The sequence below is a fragment of the Stenotrophomonas genospecies 3 genome (assembly GCF_054473855.1).
The window spans coordinates 103,089-126,294 of record NZ_JBTMUR010000006.1; the positions used below are offsets into that span (position 1 = coordinate 103,089).

The window sequence follows — 23,206 nt, forward strand, 5'->3', positions numbered from 1 at the left end:
GCCTGCGCCGGGGCCGATAGAATGTGCAGGCAGCAACATGTTCATGAGCCCGAAATGCTAGCAGACCCAACCCCCTCCCCGCTGGTCGAGCACTGGCGGCAACGCGACCTCAAGGTGCTGTGGCACCCGTGCACGCAGATGCGCGAGCATCCGCACACCCTGCCACTGGTCCCGATCGCACGCGGCCAGGGCGCCTGGTTGTTCGACCACGACGGCAACCGCTACCTGGACGCGGTCAGCAGCTGGTGGACCAACCTGTTCGGTCATGCCGAACCGCGCATCGGTGGTGCCATCGCCGCCCAGGCCACGCAGCTGGAACAGGTGATGCTGGCCGGCTTCGGTCATGAGCCAGCCATCACCCTGGCCGAACGCCTGCTGGCGCTGGCCCCGCGCCAGCCTGGCCGCGAACCGCTGGCCAAGGTGTTCTACGCTGACAACGGCTCCGCCGGCGTGGAAGTGGCGCTGAAGATGGCCTTCCAGTATTTCCAGAACCGTGGCGAGCCGCGGCGCACGCGGTTCATCGCACTGGAGAACGGCTACCACGGCGAGACCCTGGGCGCGCTGGCGCTGGGTGACATCCCGCTGTATCGCCGCGTCTATGCGCCGCTGCTGGCCGAAGGGCTGTTCGCGCCCTCGCCCGACGCTTACCTGGCCGAGCCCGGCCAGAGCGCCGCCGATCGCGCGCGCCAGGCCGCCGATGGCCTGGCCACACTGTTCGACCAGCATCCGGGCGAGATCTGTGCGGTGATCCTGGAGCCACGCCTGCAGTGCGCGGGCGGCATGCGCATGCACGATCCGGTGTACCTGCAGCGGGTTCGCGAACTGTGTGATGCGCACGGTGCATTCATGATCGCCGACGAGATCGCCACCGGTTTCGGCCGCACCGGCACCCTGTTCGCCTGCGAGCAGGCCGGGGTGATGCCGGACCTGATGTGCCTCTCGAAAGGCCTGACCGGCGGCTTCCTGCCGCTTGCCGCGGTACTGGCCACGCAGGCCCTGTACGACGCGTTCCTCGACGACTCGCGCGAGCGCGCCTTCCTGCATTCGCACAGCTACACCGGCAACCCGCTGGCCTGCGCGGCCGCGCTGGCGACGCTGGACATCTTCCGCGACGACGATGTGATCGCGCGCAACCGGGGCATCGCCTCGGTGATGGGCACGCTGGCGGCACCGTTTGCCGACCACCCGCACATGGCCGACGTGCGCCAGGCCGGCATGGTGGTGGCGTTCGAGCTGTCGCGCGATGGCAACAAGCGCACACCGTTCGACCCGGCCATGCGGCTGGGCCTGCACGCCTACAAGGCCGCGCTGAAGCGCGGTGTGGTACTGCGTCCGCTGGGCGACGTGCTGTACTGGATGCCACCCTACTGCGTGGATGACGAACAACTGGAGCTGCTGGCACATACCACGCTGGCGGCGATTGACGAGGCGATTGCATGCGCGTGACCCGCTGCCCCATCGACCTGGCGCTGCACAGCGGCCAGACCGTGACCCTGCCGGAAGAGACCGCCAACCATCTGGTGCGGGTGATGCGCCTGCGCGAGGGCGATACCTGCGTGCTGTTCAACGGCGACGGCCATGACTACAGCGCCACGCTGACCGTGGCCGGCAAGCGCGAAGTGCAGGTGCGCATCGACGCCGTGCAGGCCATCGACACCGAATCGCCGCTGGCGATCACCCTGCTGCAGGGCATCGCCCGTGGCGAGAAGATGGACCTGATCCTGCAGAAAGCCACCGAACTGGGCGTGGCGGCGATCATTCCGGTCAACGCCGAGCGCACCGAGGTGAAGTTGGATGCAGCACGGGCGGAGAAGCGCGTGGCGCACTGGAACAATGTGGTGACCTCGGCCTGCGGCCAGTCCGGGCGCGCGCGCATTCCGCAGGTGGGATCACCGCTGTCGCTGGCGCAGGCGGCAGCGGCACTGCCGGTGGATACGCTGCGGTTGACCCTGGATCCGCTGGGCACACATCGCTTGTCGACGCTGGCGGCCGCTCCGGCAGGCGGCATCGTGATCGCGATCGGCCCGGAAGGTGGGTGGTCGCCACGCGACCGTGATCAACTGGCGGCCGCGGGCTTCCAGGGCCTGCAGCTGGGACCGCGCATCCTGCGCACGGAAACGGCCGGCCTCGCCGCGATTGCAGCGTTGCAGGCACGGTTGGGGGATCTGGGGTAAGGCCCGATTCCTGGTAGTGCCGGCCGCTGGCCGGCATCCACGGAATCATGCGGTTGCCGGCCAGCGTCCGGCACTACCGGGAACCCGACCGGCGGATTCCCGATCAGGCCGCCAGCGAATCCAGCGCCGCTTCCAGCGCGTCCAGGTTCGGCAGCAGCGCGCTCTGCTCGCCCAGCAGCACACGCATGTGCACGATGTCCGGCAGGGTTTCTTCCGAGGCGTCAGCCAGCAGGCCGTCGCGCGGCACCGAAATCAGCTGCGGGAAGTTCTGCGTCAGCAGGGCGTAGTACGGGCGTTGCGCGTTGCCGCTGAGGGCCTTCAGCACCACCACCTTGTTGTGGCCGCCCACGGCTTCTTCGCCCAGTCCCGAAAGACGTGCGAACGACACCAGCGGCACCTGCCAGCCGTGCCAGCCGATCTCGCCCACCAGCCAGCGCGGCGCACCGGAGACCGGCTGCACCGGCACGCGCGACATCATTTCGGCCACGGTGGCATTGGGCAGCAGCACGCGCGCGTTGCCGGCCTGGATCAGGACGCCACGGATTTCGTCATTGCTGGCATAGCTCATGGTGCTTCTCCGTTGTCGTCCTGCTCACCCCAGCGCGCGGCAATCGCCTGCGCCAGTTCCTGCGGTTCACCGGCCACCATGCCGGCAGCAACCACCGCCGTGGCTGCAGCCGGGTCGTAGCAGCCCTCGCCCACCTGCCCGGCCACCCATGCACCGGCGGCAGCCAGATCCAGCGCCGGACCGACATGCGCAAGGTCAGCGCCGCTGAGCAGGACCAGCGCGGTGTGGTCAGCTGGCAGCGCGGCAATCGCAATGCCCTGCGCGTCGCTGACGAAATGCAGGCCGTCACTGGCTGCCTGCACGCCGATGTCATCGGCCAGCACATGCACTTCACCCGGAGTTGCACGCTGGCCGGCTTCAGCCAGCTGCACCGGCAACGGCGACACACGTGCCATCTGCTTGACCAGGTTGCCGTAGCGCCCGCCATCCAGGCGCATGTGCACCAGGACGGGCACGCTCAGCGAAGGCGGCAGCGCGCCGAGCAGGCGACGCAGCGCATCCGGGCCACCGATGCCGGCCAGCACCAGCAGCGATCCTGCGCGTGCGCCCACGGGCGCAGCAGCGTCCAGATCGACCAGGCTCAGATGACCGGTATCGAAGGAAGGCAACGGAGCCTCCACGGCAGCGTGGTGCGGAGCGGTTGCCGAGGCATCGGCCTCGTCCTCGACCAGCGACCAGGCGGTGTGGTCGAAGGAGACCGGCGGTAGCGGCGGTGATGCGGACGCGGTCTCTGCCAGCGACGGCAGTGCGGAGGCCTGCAGCGGCTCAGGCACCACCGGCTGCAGCGCGGCCAGCGCCTGTTCCAGCGCGATCGGTTCGTGCAGCTGTACAGGCGGCGAGTGCAGAGTGTCAGCGGGGACCTCGTCGGCCCAGCTCAATGCCTGCTCCAGGTGCGGCTGCAGCGCTTCTTCCTGCGGCGCCGGTGCCGGTGCCGGGTGGCCCGGCTCCAGCTGCAGGCTGGGTTCTTCTTCGGCCCCCGGCGGCAACACCTGCTGGTGGCCATGCAGCTTGGCGGACAGATGACGGCCCCAGCGCTGAGCCTCCCAACCATCACGACGTGCAGCCAGTTCGGCCTCGTCGAAGACCAGGGTCAGACCCGGTGCGGACAGCACCGCTTCCAGGCGCTCCAAGGCGTCCTCGATGGCGGCTTCCAGCGCGATCACCACGAACTGTGGGCGCGCCTCCTGCAGGACCCGCGCCTCCAGCGTGTTGGGATTATCTTCCAGCACCAGCTGCACATCGGCGTGCGACAACGCCTCACGCAGGCGCTCACGCGCCGCGCCGGGACGGGCCAGCAGGGCCACGGCCGGAGCCGCTTGGGTTTCACTCACGGACACGGGCGATCCCCAGCAGGTCGTACACGTTACGCATCAGGTCCAGTTCCTGGTACGGCTTGCCCAGGTAACGCTGGACACCGATCTCGAAGGCGCGCTGGCGGTGCTTGTCACCGCTGCGCGAAGTGATCATCACGATCGGCACGTCCCTGTAGCGCGGGTCGGCACGCATCGCGGTGGCGAGCTCGTAGCCATCCATGCGCGGCATCTCGATATCCAGCAGCATCAGGTCCGGCACGCGCTCTTCCAGGCGTTCCAGCGCTTCCACGCCGTCGCGGGCGACGCTGACCTCGAAGTTGTGGCGTTCGAGGATGCGGCCGGTGACCTTGCGCATCGTCAGCGAGTCGTCGACCACCATCACCAGCGGCACCTGGCGCTCCTGGCGCGGTGCGTTGGCCAGCACAGGCAGCGTCGGGTTGGCGAGGAAGCGGCGCACCAGCGGCGCCACGTCCAGGATCACCACCACGCGGCCATCGCCGGTGATGGTGGCACCATAGATGCCCGGCACCGACGCGATCTGCAGGCCGACCGGCTTGACCACGATTTCGCGGTTGCCCAGCACCTGGTCGATCGCCACGGCGGCACGCAGATCACCGGCACGGACCAGCAGCAGCGGCACCTGGTCCTGGCCATCGGCACGCGCCGGGGCCTGCCCGACCAGGCTGCCGAGGTCGTACAGCGGATAGTCTTCGCCGCTGTAACGGTAGCTGCTGTCGGCGGCTTCGAAACGCTCGCGCGACAGGCGGCCGATACCACTGACCGAGGCCACCGGCACCGCGAAGGTGGTTTCGCCGATCTGCACGAACACCGCCTGGGTGACGGCCAGCGTCTGCGGCAGGCGCAGGGTGAAGCGTACGCCCTGGCCCCGCACCGACTGGATGTCGACCGAGCCACCGAGCTGGCGCACTTCGTTGCGCACCACGTCCATGCCCACGCCACGACCGGCCAGCTGGCTGACCTGGTCGGCGGTGGTGAAGCCGGACGCGAAGATCAGGTTGTCCAGCTCCTGCTCGTTCGGCTGCGCATCGGCGGCCAGCAGGCCACGGTCGATGGCGCGGCGGCGGATCGCCTCGCGGTCCAGGCCAGCACCGTCATCGGCCACTTCCAGCACGATTTCCGAACCTTCGCGGTGCAGGCGGATGGCGATCTCGCCCTCCTCCGGCTTGCCGGCGGCGCGGCGCTGTTCCGGCGCTTCCAGGCCATGGGCCACGGAGTTGCGCAGCATGTGTTCCAGCGGCGCGACCATGCGGTCGAGGACGTTGCGGTCCAGTTCGCCGTGGGTTCCTTCCAGGGTCAGGTGGACCTGCTTGCCGGTATCCATGCCGGACTGGCGGACCACGCGGCGCAGGCGCGGCACCAGGCCATCGAACGGCACCATGCGCGCGCGCATCAGGCCATCCTGCAGCTCGGAGCTGACGCGCGACTGTTGCTGCAGCAGCGAATCGTACTGGCGCGACAGATCGTCCAGCACGCCCTGCAGGCCACCCAGGTCGGCCGCCGACTCGTTCAGCGCACGGCTGAGCTGCTGCAGGGTGGAGAAGCGGTCCAGCTCCAGCGGATCGAACTTCTGGTCGGCCTGGTCCTGTTCGCGCTGGTAGCGGGCGACGATCTGCGCCTCGGTTTCCAGGTCGAGTCGCCGCAGCTGGTCGCGCAGTCGCGCATTGGTGCGCTCCAGTTCGCCCATGGCACCACGGAAGGCACCCAGCTGCTGTTCAAGCCGCGAGCGGTAGATCGCCACTTCACCGGCATGGTTGACCAGGCGGTCGAGCAGGTCGGCACGCACGCGCACCTGCTCCTGCTGCGGACGCGCCAGCGGATCTTCATCGATCACGCCCTCGGCCGGAAGCGGAGCCGACAGCGGCGCTTCAATCGGGGTCGCCAGCGGGCCCGCGGCCTGTGCGGGCACGGTCTCGATCTCGCTGGCCGCACGCGCGGCCGCAGCGGCTGCGGCGATATCGATGGTGGTGCGGACCTCGAAGGCTTCGACCAGATCCTGCGCCGGCTCCACCACGCGGTGCGCGCCGGTGCGGGTGAGCAGCTGGTGCAGGCGGTCAAAGCCACGCTCCAGCAGCTGCACGTCGCGGCGTTCGATCTCGGTACGGCCAGCGGCCACCGCCTCCAGCAGCGATTCGATGCTGTGGCCAAGGTCGCCGATGGCATTGATGCCAGCCATGCGTGCGCCACCCTTCAGGGTGTGCAGGTCACGCTGCAGGCCGGCCAGCACCTCGCGGTCCTGCGGTGCATCGCGCAGTTCGCTGATCAGGCCATCGCAGTGGTCGAGCAGGTCCTTGCCTTCCTCGACAAAGATATCGACCAGCTCGCGGTCGTACACGCTGAAGTCGAGTGCATCAGCGCCGTCCTCGGCATCCGCCGCAACAGGTGCCTGCTCGTGGTGCGGCGCACGCGGCACGATGTCGGTCGCTGCAACCTGTGCATCGGCATCGACCGTACCCTGGCCCGGTGCGTCTTCCATTTCGAAGAAGCGCACCGCAGCAGTGCCGCCCTGCGGTGCCTCCGCGGTGATCTCCTCAATCACCGTCGCCGGGGACGGCTGATCGGCGCTCTCTCCTTCACCGACCGCCGCCTCCCCGCCGACGTCCGCATCCTCGGCAAAGGCATCTGCCTCACCCGGCGCGAGTTCGCTGGCCTGGAGGCCGATCACGGGCCATTGCCCGTCGTCGTCCAGGGTCTGCTCCTCCTCGATCACGTGCAGGCCGGCCTCGAGCGCGGCTGCCAGCGTGACCGGTTCTGCAAAACCCGGCACAGCCATTTCATCCTGCAGGCTCGACAGCTCGCTGTCGAGTGGCAGTGCAGCAGCGTCGTCAATGACGTTGTCATCGTCACTGCCCGAATCAAACGGCAACGGCGTATTCAGGTCGATCGCGTCAACTTCCGCAGACACCGGCAACTCTTCCGTGTCGCGGTCATCCACCGGCAGCGCACTGGCGTCGAGGTACGGCGACAGATCGTCCGCCATGGTCAGGTCAGCGTCGTCGACCGTCGCGATCGCCGGCACGGCATCTGATTCGTCCTGGGCAACATCAGGCGCACTTTCAATCGGCTGGATCGATTCAATCGCGCCGGTGTCCGCCGTGGCAGGTTCACCTTCGCCCGGCACCGACGGCCAGCCGGCGTCGAAGTAACGCGAAAGATCGTCGCTGGCGGTCAGCTCACCCACGTCCAGGCCGCTGTCGGCTGCGACGTCCAGCGCCTCCAGCCCGGTTGCAGCTGGAACCGGTTCCAGCGCATCTTCGGCATGCGACTGCGGCTCGGCAATGAAATCGGTCGCCGCATCGAAAGCGGACGGCATGCTGGTTTCGTCCAGCGTGTCCAGCCCGGCCAGCGGCGCTTCGGCCGCGGATGCCTGCTCGGCATCAGGCGCCAGCTCGACGCCCTCTTCGTCCTCGTCTTCCAGCGCGAACAGCGGCCAGCGCGCTTCCGGCAGCTCGCCGGCCAATGCCTGCAGCCGCTGCACCAACGCGCCCTGCGGAACAATCCGCGGCTGTTCGGCCTGCAGCGCTTCCATGGTCGCGGTGATCGCCTGCGCGGTCGCATCCAGTGCGGCTACGCCCTCGTCGCCAGGCACCACGTCGGCGGCCAGGGCGCGCTTGATGTAGGACTCGGCACCGCCGGTGACCGCCGTGATTTCCGGCACTTCGGTCATCGCGAAGGCGCCGTTCATGGTGTGCACCGCACGCAGCAGTGCGTCGCTGACCGGCTGCGGTGCCTGCTGCGCCGAACGCAGCCATTCCTGCAGGGTCGCCTGGTGGACTTCGACCTCGGCCTCGAGGATCTCGCGCAGTACGCTGTCGATGTTGGCCGGGGTACCGGCGTCTTCCGCCACCGCCGTGGCATCGGCCTGCGCCGACGCAGCGGCCTCGGCTTCCAGCAGTCGGCTGATTTCGTCTTCGCCTTCGGACTCGGCCAGTGTCGCTGCCGGTGCGGCCGCAGCCGGCAACGGCACGTAGAAGGTCTCCTCGCCGGCACCGACCCGATCGGCAATGGCCTGCATCGCCTGCAGGTCCACGCTGATGCGCTGGCCATGGCGCAGCGCGGCGTTCAGCTGCGGCAGCGCGGCATGGGCGTTGTCGACCATCGCCAGCACCGCCGGAGTCGCCGGGCGACTGCCATCGAGCACGCGATTGAGCATGCCTTCGATCTTCCAGGCGAACTCGCCCAGGGTGCGTGCACCCACCAGGCGGCCACTGCCTTTGAGGGTGTGGAAGATGCGGCGGATCGGCCGCAGCCGGTCCATGTTGTCCAGCTGCATGTGCCATGCCGGCAGCAGCGTGCCCAGGTTGGCCAGCTCGTCGTCGAACTCTTCCAGGAACACCTCGCGGATGTCCTCGTCGATGTTCTCGGCATCGTCGTCGAAGCCGGCCTCGAAGCCGGTCTCGGTGCCGGCCACGACCGGGATGTCCGCAGCGGGCGGAGCCGCCATGGCCTGCGGATTGAAATCGGCCGCCGCGGCGCTCAGCTCGGCGAAGAACTGCGCGTCGGCTTCGCTGAAGTCGATGGGCGCGATGGTGTCGATATCAATCACCGACACCGCCGGTGCCGGTGCATCGGAGACCGGCGTCAGCACCTCGGCCATCGGCGCGGGCACGTCCTCCTGCACATCCGCCGGAACCGCGTCCGCTTCGGCAACCACAGGGCTTTCGTCCACCCGCACGGGTGCAGCGGGATCGACGATCTCCAGCGCCGGGTGCAATCCGGCGTCGTCGTCCAGCGACAGCGTCTCCATCGCGTGCAGCGACAGCACGTCGTCGGCATTGTCCAGCGCATCGGCGTCGAAACGGAACACCACGTCGTCACCGGCGGCGACCACATCGTGCTCGGCAGCCACCGGGTCGAACACGGGCGCGGCAACGTCAGCGGTGTCAAAGGGCACCGACGCGTCGACGTCGTCCTCGACATCCATCACAGCCACATCGGCCAATGCCGGTGGTGTTGCCTCCGACAGTGTCCACTGCGGCGCCGGTTCCACGCTGGTTTCGGCCCGTTCGAAACTGACCGGGTCGAAGCTGGCGAAGGTCGGACTGCGCTCGTCTTCGGCACTCGCGGTCGGCTCGGAGTCCGGATGGAACGGTGCGAGATCCCATTGCGGTACCTCGGGCGCAGGCGCGCTGGACGCGGCGAAGACCAGCGGTGCATCCGCGTCGTCATGCAGCGACAGCGGTGTGGAGGCGACACTCCCCAGCGCCCCGAACATCAGGCGGTTGTCCACCACCTCCGGTGCAGGCGCGGCCGGTGGCGGATCGAAGGTGAAGTCCGGCAGCGGTACCGGCACCGTGCCGGCGGCGGGCGCGGCCGGCTGCACCGGAATCTCGATGGGCTCCGGCTGCAGCGGCTCGGCCTGCAGCGCGATCGGCTCGCGGTCCACCAGCAGCGATGCGAACGGAATCGGCGCGGCGGCAACAGGCTCCACCGCATTGCGGTCCGGCAACGGCCAATAGCGCAGCGCTTCAAGGCTGCTGCGGGTGATGTCGAGGATGTCCTCGCGACCCGGGCGGCGGTCGCGCAGAGCCTCGAGGTAGTACTCCAGGCTGGCCATGGCATCGGCCAGGGTGTCCAGCTGGCGGCCACTGGGCACGCGCTGGCGACCGATCAGCTCGGCTTCGATGTACTGCTGCACACCGCGCAGGTAATCGGCGGCGGTGTTCAGGTCGAGCATGCGCAGCGCACCGGACACATCGCCCAGCAGGCGCGGCACGTCCTGCAGCTCGGCATGGTTCCAGCTGGTTTCAATGAAAGCGACGAAATGCTCACGGGCCGCCGCGAAGTTGGCGATGGCTTCATGCGCCAGCACTTCCACGGTGCGCCGGTTCTCGACCGCGCTCGGATCGTCCTCGCCACTGCCACCGGCGCCCAGATGGGCCACCTGGTCGTCCAGCGAGGCATCCACGTACAGCAGTGCGCCGGCGATATCCAGCAGCAGGTTCTCATCGATCTGCTGGCGACCCTCGACCACGCCACGCAGCGCGTCGCGCTGCTGCACGACCACGCCACGGGCCACGCCCAGGCCCATCATGCCCAGCGTATCGGCCACGGCGCCAAGTTCGTTGGCCTGGGTCTCCAGCTGTTCGGGCGCACCGCCAGTACGCAGGTGCAGGTCCAGCGCATCCTTGATGCGCAGCAGTTCTTCCTTCACCGCGCTGCCGACCGTATCCAGCAGCTCGCGGTTGCGCCCGCTCAGGCTGCCGCGGGCATGGTCCAGCTCAGCCTCGGTGGCGCTGACACTGTCCGGCGCAAACGCCAGCAGCACGCTGTCATGCACGCCTTCTTCGCCTCGCGCGGCGCGGATCTCGTTGAGCAGCGGCATCAGCACGATCGGAATATCGCGGTGACCGTTCTGCAGGCGCTCCAGGTAATCGGGCAGCAGCACGCTGCCGCGCATCAGGGTCGCGCAGGCTTCATCCCGATCAGCCACGCTACCGGCGCCGATGGCATTGGCCAGCTGTTCCAGCTCCTCGGCCACCATCGCCGGGGCGTACAGCTCGACCATGCGCAGGGTGCCCTGCACCTGGTGCAGGTAGCCGGCGCAGATGCGCATGCGGCTGGCATCGGCCGGGTCTTCCGCGTAGTACTCGACCTCGTTGCGCACCTGGCGCAGGGTCTCGTCCAGCTCGGGCTTGACCCAGCCCAGCGCTGCGTGGCTCATCGCATCGCGCAGACTGCTCATGGACGCGCTCCGTTCGCCGCCGCGCGGAAGCCGCGCGAGTTCTGGCGTGGGGGATGGAAATGCTTCATCGACTGGTTCCTTGCTCGCCGCCCTGCCCGCGTCACGCCGGCAGCTTGAAGTCGGCGACCGAACGACGCAGGTCGGCCGCCAGCTGCGCGAGGTGACCGATCGATTCGGCGGTCTGCCCGGCACCCTGCGAGGTCTGGCCGGTGATCTGCCGGATCACGCCCATGGTGCGGGTGATGTCCGAGGCCGCAGCCGACTGCTGCTGGGCGGCGATGGAGATGTTCTTGATGAGGGTGTTCAGTGCATTGGACACGCGCTCGATTTCGGTCAGTGCGGTGCCGGCGTCCTCGGCCAGGCGTGCACCGGACACCACTTCGGCGGTGGTCTGTTCCATCGAGGTGACCGCTTCGTTGGTATCGGCCTGGATCGCCTGCACCAGGTTCTCGATGCGTCGGGTTGCGCCCGAGGTGCGTTCTGCCAGGCGCTGCACTTCGTCGGCCACGACCGCGAAACCGCGGCCCGCTTCACCGGCCGAAGCCGCCTGCACCGCCGCGTTCAATGCCAGGATGTTGGTCTGCTCGGAAATGTCGTTGATCAGTTCCACGATCGAGCCGATTTCCTGCGACGACTCGCCCAGGCGCTTGATGCGCTTGGAGGTTTCCTGGATCTGGTCACGGATCTGGTCCATGCCCTGGATGGTCTCGCGCACCACGCCGGCACCTTCGGCAGCGATCACCACCGAGCGCTGTGCCACGTCGGCCGACTCGGCCGAGTTGCGCGACACCTGTTCGATGCTCGCCGCGATTTCACCGATGCGGTCCGAGGCCGAGGTGATCTGGTTGGCCTGGTGGCCCGCCGCCTCTGCCAGCTGCATGGCGGTGGCCTGGGTTTCCTGGGTGGACAGCGCGACCTTGGCCGAGGTGTCGTTGATGGTGGTCACCAGGTGGCGCAGCTCGTCCACCGCGTAGTTGATCGCGTCGGCGATGGCGCCGGTCATGTCCTCGGTCACCGAGGCCTTCACGGTCAGGTCGCCCTCACCCAGCGAGGAGATTTCGTCCAGCAACCGCATGATCGCCTGCTGGTTGCGGCTGTTGAATTCCACCTGTGTCTGGTAGCGCAGTTCCTGCTCGCGCGAGCGGCTGCGCACGTTGGTGGAGACGAAGCCGATGATCGCGATCAGCGACAGCGCACCGGACACCACGCCGATCCAGAAGTTCGGGAACAGGCGGGTATCGGACACCGAGCCGAACGAGGAGAACGCCTCGAACAGCTTGCGGCTGTCGTCCAGCATGTGCGCCGAACCCTGGCCCAGCGCGGTGGCGGCGGACTGGGCGGCGAACAGCTGGCGCGAGCTGGCCAGGATCGCATCGGCGTCCTGCTTCATTGCCTCCCACTTCTGCTGCGACTGCTCCAGCGCGGCCACGGCGGCGGCACCGCGTACGGCGGTGATGCCCAGTTCCTCGTTGCCGTTGCGCAGGCCGTCGAGCACCTGCGAGAACACGGTAATGTCGCGTGCCAGTGCATCGCCCGAGGTGGCAGCGGCGCTGCCACCGGCACGCATTTCGGTCACGCGGCGGGCCATCGAACCGGCCACCACGACCTGCTGCAGTGCGCTGTACACCTGCGACGACGGCGCGCCCGAGGCGGACATCGCGCGCACCAGCTCGTTCAGCTGGGCCTGCAGGCCCGGCACCGCGCCGGTGAAGTTGTTGGCATTGCCGGCCAGCGCCAGCACCGCCGGTTCACTGGCAACCAGCTGCCCGGCCTGCTTGCCCAGCGGCGCCCAGGTCTCGGCCAGGGTGGCGATCGCACCGGACACGCCCGGTTCCTTGCCGTAGCGCCCCTGCAGGGTCGACACGTTCTGTTCGATCGCGTTGCGGGTGGCCTTGAAGGCAGTGAACGCCTGCGCGTTGCCGCCCACCGCATCACGGCCCTGGTTGGCCAGCTGCTGCGACAGCACCTGCAGGTCGGCTGCCTTGGAACCGGCATCGGCCAGGCGACTGCCCTGCCAGGTGGCGACGCCGGTGTTGACGCCGAACAGGATCATCGATGCCAGCAGCAGGAACAACCAGAGGTTGCTGCCGCCCAGCCGCAGCTTGCCGGTCTTGGTGGCGTCCGAAGCAGTACTCATCGTTCAACCTCGATCTTCAATGCAGGGGGCGATGCCCGGCCTCAGGCCGCGGCTTGCCGGAATTCAGGGGTACGCGACAGCAGCGAGAGCGAGAACACGCCCCAGTCGTGGCCGTCGGCGTGGAAGGCGCGATCGACGAAGTGGCCGTAACGTCCTTCGGCCAGCGTGCCGGCCGCGATCTGCTGGTCCAGTTCGAAGCTGCGCTGGCCGAACAGTTCATCGATGGTCAGCGCGACGTCGCCACCCGACTGGCGCATGATCAGCACGCGCTGGCCTTCCTGCTGCACGGTACGCGTGCCTTCCAGGAAGTACTTCAGGTCGACCACCGGGAACAGGTTGCCGCGCAGGTTGCCCACGCCCAGCAGCCACGGCTGCGCGCACGGCACCGGGGTCACCGGCGGCATCGGCACGATTTCCACCACTTCGCGGAAATCGGATACCAGCCGGCGCTGGCCGACGCGGTAGCCCACGCCACGCCAGAGGTCCTGCGCGAACTGCCGCTCGGGCAGCTGCACCGCATGGGCCAGGCTGCGCCGTTCATAGGCTTCGAGGATGTCGAAGGGCGAGCGCATCAGGCCACCAGTTCGTTGATCCGCGCGATCAGTTCATCCTCGCGCGGCGGCTTGACGATGTAATCGGCTGCGCCCTGGCGCAGTCCCCATGCCTTGTCGGTTTCCATCGCCTTGGTGCTGACGATGATCACCGGAATGTGCTTGATCGCCGCATCACGGGCCATCGCACGGGTGGCCTGGAAGCCGCTCATGCCGGGCAGGACCACGTCCATCAGCACCAGCTGCGGCACCTGGTCGCGGACCAGCTGCAGTCCATCCTCGGCGTTGTCCGCTTCCAGCACCTCATGGCCGGCACGGCGCAGCCACTGGGTGAACACCGCGCGGTCGGTCGGTGAATCCTCGATCAGAACGATACGAGCCATTGTGCCTTTCCCCCCTGGTCAGGCGTTGACGTATGTGCGGATGGCACCCAGCAGTTCTTCACGCGTGAACGGCTTCGTCAGGTACTGCTCCGAGCCGACGATGCGTCCCCGCGCCTTGTCGAACAGGCCATCCTTGGACGACAGCATGATGACCGGGGTCGCCTTGAACAGCTGGTTGCCCTTGATCAGCGCACAGGTCTGGTAGCCGTCCAGGCGCGGCATCATGATGTCGACGAAGATGATCTGCGGTTGCTGGTCTGCGATCTTGGCAAGCGCTTCGAAGCCGTCGGTGGCGGTGACCACCTCGCAACCTTCGCGCTTGAGCAGCGTTTCCGCAGTCCTGCGGATGGTCTTCGAATCATCGATGACCATCACCCGGAGTCCTGCGAGTTCCCCGCCCGCAGTCGTGTTTTCAGTCATTGCCTATCCCCAAGCGCACGGCCCGATCTCTGGCGGGGGCCGCTACGAAAGCGTATCTATATCGCACTTTCCGCGCCCGCTTCAAGGCCGCCCCATGGCGCGGGGCATGGCACCCTCCTGAACGTGACGGGTTTCGCAATGCGTGCGCGACCGCCGGGCGGACGCTGCGTTGCAGTACGGCAGGGAGGCGCGCGACCGGCGTTGCCGCTACCATCAACGCCTTGCCAGACAGGTGCGCCCATGCCGTTGAACGTCATCGTGGTGATGGACCCCATCGCCCACATCAAGATCGCCAAGGACACCACCTTCGCCATGTTGCTGGAAGCCCAGCGCCGCGGCCATGCCCTGCACTACGTGCGCCCGGGCGGGTTGGCCCTGGAAGGTGGCGTGGCGGTGGCCCAGACCGCACCGCTGCAGGTGCGCGACGACCCGGCCGGCTGGTATGAGCTGGGTGCGTTCAGCCGTACCGAGTTCGGTCCCGGCCAGATCGTGCTGATGCGCAAGGACCCGCCGGTCGACGCCGAGTACATCTACGACACCCAGGTGCTGGACGTAGCCGCCGCTGCCGGTGCCTGCGTGGTCAACAACCCGCAGGGCCTGCGCGACTACAACGAGAAGCTGGCCGCCCTGCTGTTCCCGCAGTGCTGCCCGCCGACCCTGGTCAGCCGCGATGCCAAGGCGCTGAAGGCCTTTGCCCTGGAACACGGCCAGGCGGTTCTGAAGCCGCTGGATGGCATGGGCGGCCGCTCGATCTTCCGCAGCGGCCAGGGCGATCCGAACCTGAATGTGATCCTGGAAACCCTGACCGACGGCGGCCACAGGATGGCGCTGGCACAGAAGTTCATTCCCGACATCACCGCTGGCGACAAGCGCATCCTGCTGGTCGATGGCGAACCCGTCGACTACTGCCTGGCGCGCATCCCGCAGGGTGATGAATTCCGCGGCAACCTCGCCGCCGGTGGCCGCGGCGAAGGCCGCCCGCTGAGCGAGCGCGACCGCTGGATCGCCGCCCAGGTCGGGCCGGAGATGAAGCGTCGCGGCATGCGCTTCGTCGGCCTGGACGTGATCGGTGATTACCTGACCGAGGTCAACGTGACCAGCCCGACCTGCGTGCGCGAACTGGACGCACAGTACGGCCTGAACATTGCCGGCACCCTGTTCGACGCACTCGAGGCCGGCCTGCGCTGATGTCTGCCGCATCTGCCGTACTGCCCCCGCCGCCGCGCGAAGCGCAACGGCTGGGGGCGACCATCGCGCTGTCGGTGCTGGTCCACGCCCTGCTGATCCTGGGCGTGGGCTTCGCCGTGAAGGGCGATGCACCGCTGGTGCCGACGCTGGAAGTGATCTTCAGCCAGACCCGCACCGCATTGACGCCGAAGCAGGCCGATTTCCTGGCCGCGGCCAGCCAGGAAGGTGGTGGCGAGCACGACCGTGCACAGCGCCCGCGCGACAACCAGGCCGGCATCGTGCCGCAAGCCCAGGCGGGGCTGAGCCCAGTGCCACAACAGCAGCAATCGGCCGCGCCGGTTCCGCCGCCGCAGGCACGCGTGGTGAGCAGCCGCAATGGCGAAGAGACGGTGGCCCAGGCCCAGCCGCGGCCGACACCCGAGCAGCCCGAAGCGGATGCACCGCTGACCGCGCGCGAACAGCGCGACGCCGAGATGGCACGGCTGGCGGCCGAGGTGCATCTGCGTTCCGCGCAGTACGCCAAGCGCCCGAACCGCAAGTTCGTGTCGGCCAGCACGCGCGAATATGCCTATGCCAACTACCTGCGCGCCTGGGTCGACCGCGCCGAGCGCGTGGGCAACCTGAACTACCCGGACGAGGCGCGGCAGCGCCGGCTCGGCGGCCAGGTGGTGATCAGCGTGGGCGTGCGCCGCGATGGCAGCGTGGAAAGCAGCCGGATCCTGCGTTCAAGCGGGACGCCGTTGCTGGATGAGGCGGCGCTGCGGGTGGTGCAGCTGGCACAGCCGTTCCCGCCGCTGCCGAAGACCGAGGACGAGATCGACATCCTGCAGGTCACCCGCACGTGGGTGTTCCTGCCGGGCGGCACCCTGCACGACGATCGGTAGGGTTCTGTTGCCCGGGCCTGCGGCCCGGGACCCGCAGAGGCGACGGCCACAACCGAAGCAACAGCAGAAGCGGCGGCGGAGATGTCGGACCTGGCGGGGCGGTGTGGGCTTGCAGGACACGCCGTAAACCCGTCCATGGGGGCTCGATGGCGCCATCCATGGCGCCAACGGTCCTGCAAGCCCACACCGCCCCACCTCTGACAGATCGCGGCGCATTTTTGCTTTTGGTAGGTGTCGACCTTGGTCGACACACATCCACGCTACGCGTGGATGCGAGCGAAGCGATCCGCTTTTGACTTTGACTTTTCTTTTTTTTTTTGATTTTCCGTGGCGGACGCACACGGAAACTGTCAGAGGCCGGGCGGGTGGGCTGCGCAGGGGCGTGAGCCGCATGGGCCCGAGGCATGCCTCGGGCGGGTTGGGCAGGACGCCCAACCCCGGTCTTGCCGTGTGCGCAGGACAGCGCACACGGGCAAGCGGCGACCGAGCTTACAGGGACGTACTTGCAGCGCCCCCTGCGCAGCCCACCCGCCCGGCCAAACCACGGCTTTTGATCTACGCAACCACCCCCGCCACGAGGGGCTCAGCCGTTGGCCTTCGCCTTCGCCTCGCGCGCCGCCTGCTGCTCGACCAGGGTCAGTGCCACGTTGTCGCGCAGATAGGCCGGCTCGACCTTCTCCGGTGCGATGGCTTCGCCGCGCGCGAAGGCCGGCACCGCCAGTGCCAGCACGTCCGACGCCCGCGGCAACGCAGTGGCATCAACCCCGCGCAGGCCAGCGCCCAACTGCGTAACAAGCGCACCCTCGGCCGCACCAAACCCGGTACCGACGCCGTAGGCGGACAGCCCTTCCGGTAGCGATACCGCAGCGGGTGCGCATACGCGCTCAGCATCACGCGCCACCGGCAGGCCGTCCACGCGCTCGAAGCGGGCAACGTAGAGTTCGCCCATCCGCGCATCGATCGCTGACAGGATCTGCGTTTCTTCCGTCGGTGCCCGCAACGCCAGCACCTGCAGCGTCGAGACCGGCAACAGCGGACGGTCCAGTGCCAGTGCGATGCCCTGGGCAATCGCGATAGCCAGGCGTACGCCAGTGAACGCACCCGGGCCGCGGCTGAGCGCGATGCCGTCCAGCTGGCGGCGGCTGATGCCGGCTTCGGCCAGCAGCGCCTCCGCCCACGGCAGGCTCAGTTCGGCGTGCCGGCGCGGGGCGATCTCGAAGCGTTCCAGCACCTGCCCATCGACATGCAGGGCAACGGAACAGGCTTCGGTGGCGGTTTCAAAGGCGAGCAGTTTCATCGGTTCGGGTCAGAACAGGGGGAACGTGGCACCGGGCGCCGGCTCAGGGCCGGTCGCAACAGCGACTGGGGCAGCCGCATCATCGGACACGGGCGCCCATTGTGGCGTAAAGAAGGCCTGCACATCGGCCAGGCTGCGAGTACGCCGGAACGGCGGCAGCGAATCGAGGAAGACCCGGCCATAGCCCCGGTTGAGCAGGCGCGGGTCGCACAGTACCAGCACGCCACGGTCGCTCTCGCTGCGGATCAGGCGGCCGACACCCTGCTTCAATGCGATCACCGCCTGCGGCAACTGCTCGTCGCGGAACGGATTGCCGCCCTGGCTGCGGATCGCCTCCAGCCGCGCCTCGTACACCGGGTCATCCGGCGCCGCAAACGGCAGCTTGTCGATCATCACCACGCTCAGCGCTTCGCCGACCACATCCACGCCCTCGCGGAAACTGGCCGAGCCCAGCAGCACGCCATTGCCCGATTCACGGAAGCGCTGCAGCAGCGTCGCACGCGGCGCCTCACCCTGCACGAACAACGGCCACGGCCCGTCGCGCAATGCCTCGGCGGCCTCACGCAATGCACGGTGCGAGGCGAACAACAGGAAGGCCCTGCCCTGCGAGGCCTGCAACACCGGCCGCAAGGTCTGGATCAGCGCGGTGCCAAACCCGCGCGCCGCCGGATCGGGCAGGCCTTCGGGCAGGTAGCACAGCGCCTGCTCGGGCCAATTGAACGGACTTGGCTGCACCAGCGTGTGCGGATCGTCCAGGCCCAGGCGGGTGGCGATGTGATCGAAACCACCGCCAACGGTCAGCGTTGCCGAAGTGAAGATCCACGCGGCACGGCTGCGCTCGCGATGCTCACGCAGCGGACCGGACACATCCATCGGCGTGCGCTGGCAACGGAAACCACGCGGCGTAAGCTCGTACCAGAGCACATCGGCCGCACTGCTCGCTTCCGACGGATCGGTGTCGAAATCGAGAGTGGGTTCCTCATCGCCCAGCCAGCGGCTGAGCCGCGAGACCGCCTCGCGCGCCCGCGCATGACAGGCATCCAGACCCGCCGCCGCTTCGCGCAGCGGCTGCAATGCCTGCTCCAGGGTCACCAACCCTGCCATCACCGTATCGAATCCGTCGCGCACCTGTGGCATCGCCAGCGCGCGCCATTGCGTGCCACGCGGCGGCAGTCCCTCCATCGCCGAACGCAGCGCCAGCAGCGCCTGCTGCAACTGGTCGACCGGTTCCTGCAGCGCCGACTGCGCGCCGCCCACACCGCGTGCTTCAGCCAGGCAATCGCGCCCGAGCTCCTGCCACGGGCGCATGCCAAAACCCTCGCCGAAGAACTGCGCGGCCAGTTCGGGCAACTGGTGCGCCTCGTCGATGACGAAGGCCTGGGCGCCCGGCAGCAGTTCACCGAAGCCATCCTGCTTCAGGGCCAGATCGGCCAGCAGCAGGTGATGGTTGACCACCACCACATCGGCAGCCTGTGCACGCTGCCGCGCACGCACCACGAAGCAGTCATCCCAGAACGGGCAATCGGTGCCCAGGCAGTTGTCGACGGTGGAGGTGACCATCGGCAGCAATGGGGAGTCGTCGGCCAGCCCGTCGAGCTCGGCGATGTCACCGAACTCCGAGCGACCGGACCAGGCCAGGATGCGCTGGAACTGCGCCGCCTGTTCAGGGCTGGAAAAACGCGGCTCGCCGCGCGCCTGCTGCAGGCGATAGCGGCACAGGTAGTTCGCACGCCCTTTCAGCAGCGCACTGCGCAGGCCGACCCCGAGTGCCTGGCGCACCCGTGGCAGATCGCGGTGGTAGAGCTGGTCCTGCAGCGCGCGGGTGCCTGTGGAGATGATGGTGCGCAACCCGGACAGCAGCACCGGCACCAGATAGGCAAACGTCTTGCCGGTGCCGGTACCGGCCTCGGCCAGCAGCAGATCACGCTGCTGCAGCGCATCGGCGATGGCTTCGGTCAGGTGCAGCTGTGCCGGACGCGGGACGAATGCATCCAGGTGCGAGGCGAGCGCGCCGCCGTCGCTGAGGGCTTCGCGGCTGGCATGGACAAGGTCGGACATCAGAGGGAAAGGATACCCGGCCGGGCGCTGCCCGGCACCCGTTTCAAGCCAGAGCACAAGCAACGGCAACAGCGGTCATGGCTCTGGGTTGCACTGAGGGCTGGGTGGGGGACTGTGGGTTTGCGGGGACGCCGTAAACCCGTCCTTGGGGGCTTGGCCGCGGCATCCATGCCGCGGACACCCCGCAAACCCACAGTCCCCCACCTTCGACAGTGCCCCGGTGACGGAGGCACGCGCTTCGTAGAGTCGAGCTTGCTCGACTGGGATGTCAAAAGCGGTTGAGGGAACGGGAAAAGAGGACGAACTACCGCGAGCGCGCGCAGCGCGCGACCCGCTTTTGATTTTGATTTTGTTCTTGCCTGCGGCCCGCGCGATGTATAGCGGGCCGGGTGGGTGGGGCGTGCAGGACCGTTGGCGCCATGGATGGCGCCATCGAGCCCCCAAGGATGGGTTTACGGCGTGTCCTGCACGCCCCACCTACCCGTCCCATCACCTGTATCCATCAGTGCGAGCGCGCGCCGCAGAGGGGGCAGCGCCCGATGGAGTGGAATACCTCAGTACCGCTTGATCCCCGGCACCGTGCAACCTTCAATCTGCGCATGCGCCGACACCGCATTTTCCTTCTCGCCGCGCGCCAGACGCGACTGCTCGATCGTCGCCCAGTGCCGGCGGCACAGCGGCCCGGTCTTCGAGCCCAGATCCACCGCCTTGCGCGCGAACGTCTCCGCCTGTGCCCATTGGCCCTGCAACAGCGCCAGCTCGGCACGCTCCTGCAGCACCGCCGGGTCACCGGCCACGATTTCCAGCGCGTGGTCCAGGCTGCTGGCGGCACCGGCCAGGTCGTTGGCCTGGCGCTGCGTCTGTGCAGTCACCCGCAGGTCTTCCACCTGCGAATCACGCAGAGGCTGCACCGACAGCTCCTTGTCGTCCGGACCTGCGGCCGCATCCACCGCAGCCAGGCGCTGTGCCGGCGTGGTGGTATCAACCGGCGGCTTGGCCACCGGCGGTGCGCTGCTGACGCAGGCGGCCAGGGCCAGGCTGAGGCCGGTCAGGGCCAGGGGCTGCAGCAGGGATCGCATGTTCATCGGCATCATCGGCTCGGAGGAGGAGTGGCGGCGGCGGGCGCCGCAGCAGGTTCAGCAGGCGGCTCAGGCTTGCGGTCCAGGCCGAACCAGCTACGCCAGCCACCGCCCTCGCCTTCGGCACCCTGCCCGTCCGGCGACACCGCCGGCGCACACGGTGCATAGGCCGGCGCGTAGCCCACCACGAACGGGAAACGACGCGCGCCCGGACAGCCTTCATCCGTGCTGTTGAGTCCGGTCGGCGCCACCGACTGCCAGTCCAGGCCCTTGTTCCTGACCCGCAGCGGCGCACTCGGCAGGCGCTGGAAGATGCCCGACCACACCCGCATCGCGCCGGTGGCACCGTACAGGCCGGCCTGCTCGTTCTGGTCGTTGCCGATCCAGATCACCGCCAGATGATCGCCGGTGTAACCGGCGTACCAACTGTCACGGCCATCGTTGGTGGTACCGGTCTTGCCGGCCGGCTGCAGGCGGCCGAGGCCATCGGCGTTGAGCCGCTGCGCGGTGCCGCTGGCAACCACCTGCTGCAGGCCGACACTGATCAGGTTGGCGGCAATCGAGTCGCCTTCCTGGGCCGGTGCCGGGGTCTTGTCGTAACGCTTGAGCAGCTTGCCCTGCGGATCGAGCACGCCACGCACCGCATGCAGCGGCTGGATTTCGCCACCGGACGCGAGGAACTGGTACAGCTGGGCCATCGCGTACGGGCTCTGGTCGGTCGAACCGAGAATCACCGCCGGATTCGCCTCGGCCTTGATGCCGGCCAGCACGTGGATCAGCTGGGTCACGCGCTCGGGGCCGACCTGCATGCCCACGCGCACCGTGGCCTGGTTGTAGGAATGCGCCAGCGCGTCGATCAGGCGCACGGTGCCGTGGCTGCGGTTGTCGGCATTGCCGGGATTCCAGTTGCGGCCGCGGCCGAGCTGGACGGTCACCGGTGAATCGTCGACCCAGCTGGCCAGCGAGTAGCGGTCCGGCTGCGCCAACGCGAGCAGGTACACGAACGGCTTGAGCAACGAGCCGACCGGGCGCTGTGCCTCGATGGCGCGGTTGAAGCCGACTTCGGACACTTCACGGCTGCCGATCACCGCCAGCACGTCACCGTTGTGCACGTCGGTCAGCACCATGCCGGCCTGCAGTTCGGGGCGACGCTTGCTCTCCAGCGACTTGATGGTGCGGGTCACCGCGCCTTCGGCATAGGCCTGCGCGGATGGCGACATACCGGTCATCACGCTCAGGCCGGCGCCCTGCAGGGCAGATTCCGGATAGTCATGGCCGAGCTGGCGGCGGACCAGATCGACATAGGCGGGGAAGCGGTTGGCGGCAACCAGGCCCGGCGTCTTGGGCACGCCCAGCGGGGCCTTCAACGCACGCTGGTACTCGGCGTCATCGATCAGCGTGGCTTCGTGCAGTTTGCCCAGCACGAAGTTGCGGCGATCCAGCGCGCGTTCCGGATTGCGCCGCGGGTCGTAGAAGGACGGGCCCTTGACCAGGCCGATCAGCAGCGCGATCTGCTCGGTCTCCAGCGACTGCAGGTCGCGACCGAACCAGAACTCGGCGCCAGAGGACATGCCATGGATCGCCTGGCTGCCACGCTGGCCCAGGTACACCTGGTTGAGGTAGGCCTCGAAGATGGTGCGCTTGTCGTAGCGCGCTTCCATGATCAGCGCGTAGAGCACTTCGTTGAATTTGCGGGTAACCGTCTGCTCCTTGCCGATGCCGAGCAGGCCGCTGCGGGCCAGCTGCTGGGTCAGCGTAGAGGCGCCCTGGCGGCTCTGGCCACCGGAGCGGATGGTCACCCACACCGCACGGGCGATGCCGGACAGGTCGATGCCGTGGTGGCGGTTGAAGTCCTTGTCCTCCACCGCCTGCAGGCCGGTCACCAGCAGGTCCGGCGCCTCGTCCATGCGGATCAGGCGGCGTTCTTCCTGCTTCTGGCCGTACAGGGTGGCGATGCGGGCCGGGTCCAACCGCGCGGCCTTCAAGGCCTTGCGGTTGTCGGCGTCGCGCAGCGAGGCGACCGCACCATCGGCCAGTGACAACTCGAGCCGGCGCGGGGCAACCCGGCCATCGACGTCGTTGTAGCCGCGGCTGGAGATGACGAAGCGCCCGCCGTTCACCGCATAGGTGGCCGGCTCCTTGCCCTGGCCGTCATCGCGGTAGGCGGAGGCGGCCAGCTCGGTCTTCAGCGTGGACGCATCCATCGCCTTGCCGGGGGTGAGCACCAGTGGGCGCGCGTAGACGCGCGTCGGGATCTGCCAGCGCAGCTCGCCGAAACGCTGGGTCACCTGCTGGTTCAGGTACAGCGTATAGGGAATGAGGAAACCCAATCCCAACGCGACCGCAGCCATGCTCCAGGTGATCAGCCGGCGCCGCCACAGCGGGCCGTTGTCCTGCTGGTCGTCGTCGTCGAAATCGTCGATGTCGTCGGAATCGTAGCGTCGGGGCACG

The 23,206-nt window shown here is 68.2% G+C and carries 15 protein-coding genes; 4 read left to right on the forward strand and 11 right to left on the reverse strand.

The features are described 5' to 3' along the window. Positions 1-54 precede the first annotated feature (54 nt). Both bioA and ACX9OT_RS09885 read left to right on the forward strand, forming a co-directional pair. On the forward strand, positions 55-1,446 hold the full coding sequence (gene bioA / locus ACX9OT_RS09880) for an adenosylmethionine--8-amino-7-oxononanoate transaminase (protein WP_277778649.1): 1,392 nt from the start codon (positions 55-57) through the stop codon (positions 1,444-1,446). Continuing rightward, positions 1,437-2,174, forward strand: coding sequence for a 16S rRNA (uracil(1498)-N(3))-methyltransferase (locus ACX9OT_RS09885; RefSeq protein WP_277778648.1), 738 nt, complete (start codon positions 1,437-1,439; stop codon positions 2,172-2,174). Before bioA ends, ACX9OT_RS09885 begins: the two co-directional genes overlap by 10 nt. Before the next feature lie 103 nt (positions 2,175-2,277). Here ACX9OT_RS09885 and ACX9OT_RS09890 read toward each other — a convergent pair whose 3' ends face one another. From ACX9OT_RS09890 to pilG, 7 genes are all read right to left on the reverse strand, one after another. Further along, positions 2,278-2,742 (reverse strand): chemotaxis protein CheW, encoded by a 465-nt coding sequence (locus tag ACX9OT_RS09890; protein ID WP_032130103.1) that lies wholly within the window; start codon positions 2,740-2,742, stop codon positions 2,278-2,280. Continuing rightward, positions 2,739-4,079 carry a chemotaxis protein CheB gene (locus ACX9OT_RS09895; protein ID WP_277778647.1) on the reverse strand — a complete coding sequence of 447 codons (1,341 nt, stop codon included), beginning with the start codon at positions 4,077-4,079 and terminating at the stop codon, positions 2,739-2,741. Before ACX9OT_RS09895 ends, ACX9OT_RS09890 begins: the two co-directional genes overlap by 4 nt. Beyond that, complete coding sequence (locus ACX9OT_RS09900; protein ID WP_277778646.1) at positions 4,066-10,758, reverse strand: Hpt domain-containing protein; 6,693 nt, start codon at positions 10,756-10,758, stop codon at positions 4,066-4,068. Before ACX9OT_RS09900 ends, ACX9OT_RS09895 begins: the two co-directional genes overlap by 14 nt. Positions 10,759-10,858: 100 nt before the next feature. Continuing rightward, complete coding sequence (locus ACX9OT_RS09905; RefSeq protein WP_032130100.1) at positions 10,859-12,895, reverse strand: methyl-accepting chemotaxis protein; 2,037 nt, start codon at positions 12,893-12,895, stop codon at positions 10,859-10,861. A gap of 41 nt (positions 12,896-12,936) precedes the next feature. Then, on the reverse strand, positions 12,937-13,467 hold the full coding sequence (locus tag ACX9OT_RS09910; protein WP_049400398.1) for a chemotaxis protein CheW: 531 nt from the start codon (positions 13,465-13,467) through the stop codon (positions 12,937-12,939). After that, a complete protein-coding gene (locus ACX9OT_RS09915) occupies positions 13,467-13,829 on the reverse strand; it encodes a response regulator (protein ID WP_005410717.1) in 363 nt (120 codons plus the stop codon). Before ACX9OT_RS09915 ends, ACX9OT_RS09910 begins: the two co-directional genes overlap by 1 nt. 18 nt (positions 13,830-13,847) lie before the next feature. Then, complete coding sequence (gene pilG / locus ACX9OT_RS09920) at positions 13,848-14,249, reverse strand: twitching motility response regulator PilG (protein ID WP_005418455.1); 402 nt, start codon at positions 14,247-14,249, stop codon at positions 13,848-13,850. Between the two features lie 240 nt (positions 14,250-14,489). Between pilG and gshB the strand changes: the two genes are divergently transcribed. Together gshB and ACX9OT_RS09930 are read left to right on the forward strand one after the other, a co-directional pair. Beyond that, on the forward strand, positions 14,490-15,437 hold the full coding sequence (gene gshB, locus ACX9OT_RS09925) for a glutathione synthase (RefSeq protein ID WP_012511876.1): 948 nt from the start codon (positions 14,490-14,492) through the stop codon (positions 15,435-15,437). Continuing rightward, entirely contained in the window at positions 15,437-16,321 is an 885-nt protein-coding gene (locus ACX9OT_RS09930) for an energy transducer TonB (protein WP_277778645.1), read from the forward strand. Before gshB ends, ACX9OT_RS09930 begins: the two co-directional genes overlap by 1 nt. Before the next feature lie 583 nt (positions 16,322-16,904). Here ACX9OT_RS09930 and tsaB read toward each other — a convergent pair. The 4 genes from tsaB to mrcB all read right to left on the reverse strand — a co-directional run bounded on the left by tsaB (position 16,905) and on the right by mrcB (position 23,205). Next, complete coding sequence (tsaB, locus tag ACX9OT_RS09935; RefSeq protein ID WP_134950714.1) at positions 16,905-17,618, reverse strand: tRNA (adenosine(37)-N6)-threonylcarbamoyltransferase complex dimerization subunit type 1 TsaB; 714 nt, start codon at positions 17,616-17,618, stop codon at positions 16,905-16,907. 9 nt (positions 17,619-17,627) lie between these two features. Beyond that, on the reverse strand, positions 17,628-19,676 hold the full coding sequence (locus ACX9OT_RS09940) for a DNA repair helicase YoaA (RefSeq protein ID WP_277778876.1): 2,049 nt from the start codon (positions 19,674-19,676) through the stop codon (positions 17,628-17,630). Between the two features lie 554 nt (positions 19,677-20,230). Further along, positions 20,231-20,770: a hypothetical protein gene (locus tag ACX9OT_RS09945; protein ID WP_080356554.1), complete on the reverse strand. Its 540-nt coding sequence runs from the start codon at positions 20,768-20,770 to the stop codon at positions 20,231-20,233. Next, positions 20,767-23,205 (reverse strand): penicillin-binding protein 1B, encoded by a 2,439-nt coding sequence (gene mrcB / locus ACX9OT_RS09950; protein WP_277778877.1) that lies wholly within the window; start codon positions 23,203-23,205, stop codon positions 20,767-20,769. The genes ACX9OT_RS09945 and mrcB overlap by 4 nt, the downstream gene beginning before the upstream one ends. Position 23,206 lies beyond the last annotated feature (1 nt).

Coding starts and splice junctions, on each gene's coding strand:
- bioA (WP_277778649.1), top strand. CDS start 55: ATGCTAGCAGACCCAACCCCCTCCCCGCTGGTCGAGCACTGGCGGCAA.
- ACX9OT_RS09885 (WP_277778648.1), top strand. CDS start 1,437: ATGCGCGTGACCCGCTGCCCCATCGACCTGGCGCTGCACAGCGGCCAG.
- ACX9OT_RS09890 (WP_032130103.1), bottom strand. CDS start 2,742: ATGAGCTATGCCAGCAATGACGAAATCCGTGGCGTCCTGATCCAGGCC.
- ACX9OT_RS09900 (WP_277778646.1), bottom strand. CDS start 10,758: ATGAGCAGTCTGCGCGATGCGATGAGCCACGCAGCGCTGGGCTGGGTC.
- ACX9OT_RS09905 (WP_032130100.1), bottom strand. CDS start 12,895: ATGAGTACTGCTTCGGACGCCACCAAGACCGGCAAGCTGCGGCTGGGC.
- ACX9OT_RS09910 (WP_049400398.1), bottom strand. CDS start 13,467: ATGCGCTCGCCCTTCGACATCCTCGAAGCCTATGAACGGCGCAGCCTG.
- ACX9OT_RS09915 (WP_005410717.1), bottom strand. CDS start 13,829: ATGGCTCGTATCGTTCTGATCGAGGATTCACCGACCGACCGCGCGGTG.
- pilG (WP_005418455.1), bottom strand. CDS start 14,249: ATGACTGAAAACACGACTGCGGGCGGGGAACTCGCAGGACTCCGGGTG.
- gshB (WP_012511876.1), top strand. CDS start 14,490: ATGCCGTTGAACGTCATCGTGGTGATGGACCCCATCGCCCACATCAAG.
- ACX9OT_RS09930 (WP_277778645.1), top strand. CDS start 15,437: ATGTCTGCCGCATCTGCCGTACTGCCCCCGCCGCCGCGCGAAGCGCAA.
- tsaB (WP_134950714.1), bottom strand. CDS start 17,618: ATGAAACTGCTCGCCTTTGAAACCGCCACCGAAGCCTGTTCCGTTGCC.
- ACX9OT_RS09940 (WP_277778876.1), bottom strand. CDS start 19,676: ATGTCCGACCTTGTCCATGCCAGCCGCGAAGCCCTCAGCGACGGCGGC.
- ACX9OT_RS09945 (WP_080356554.1), bottom strand. CDS start 20,770: ATGATGCCGATGAACATGCGATCCCTGCTGCAGCCCCTGGCCCTGACC.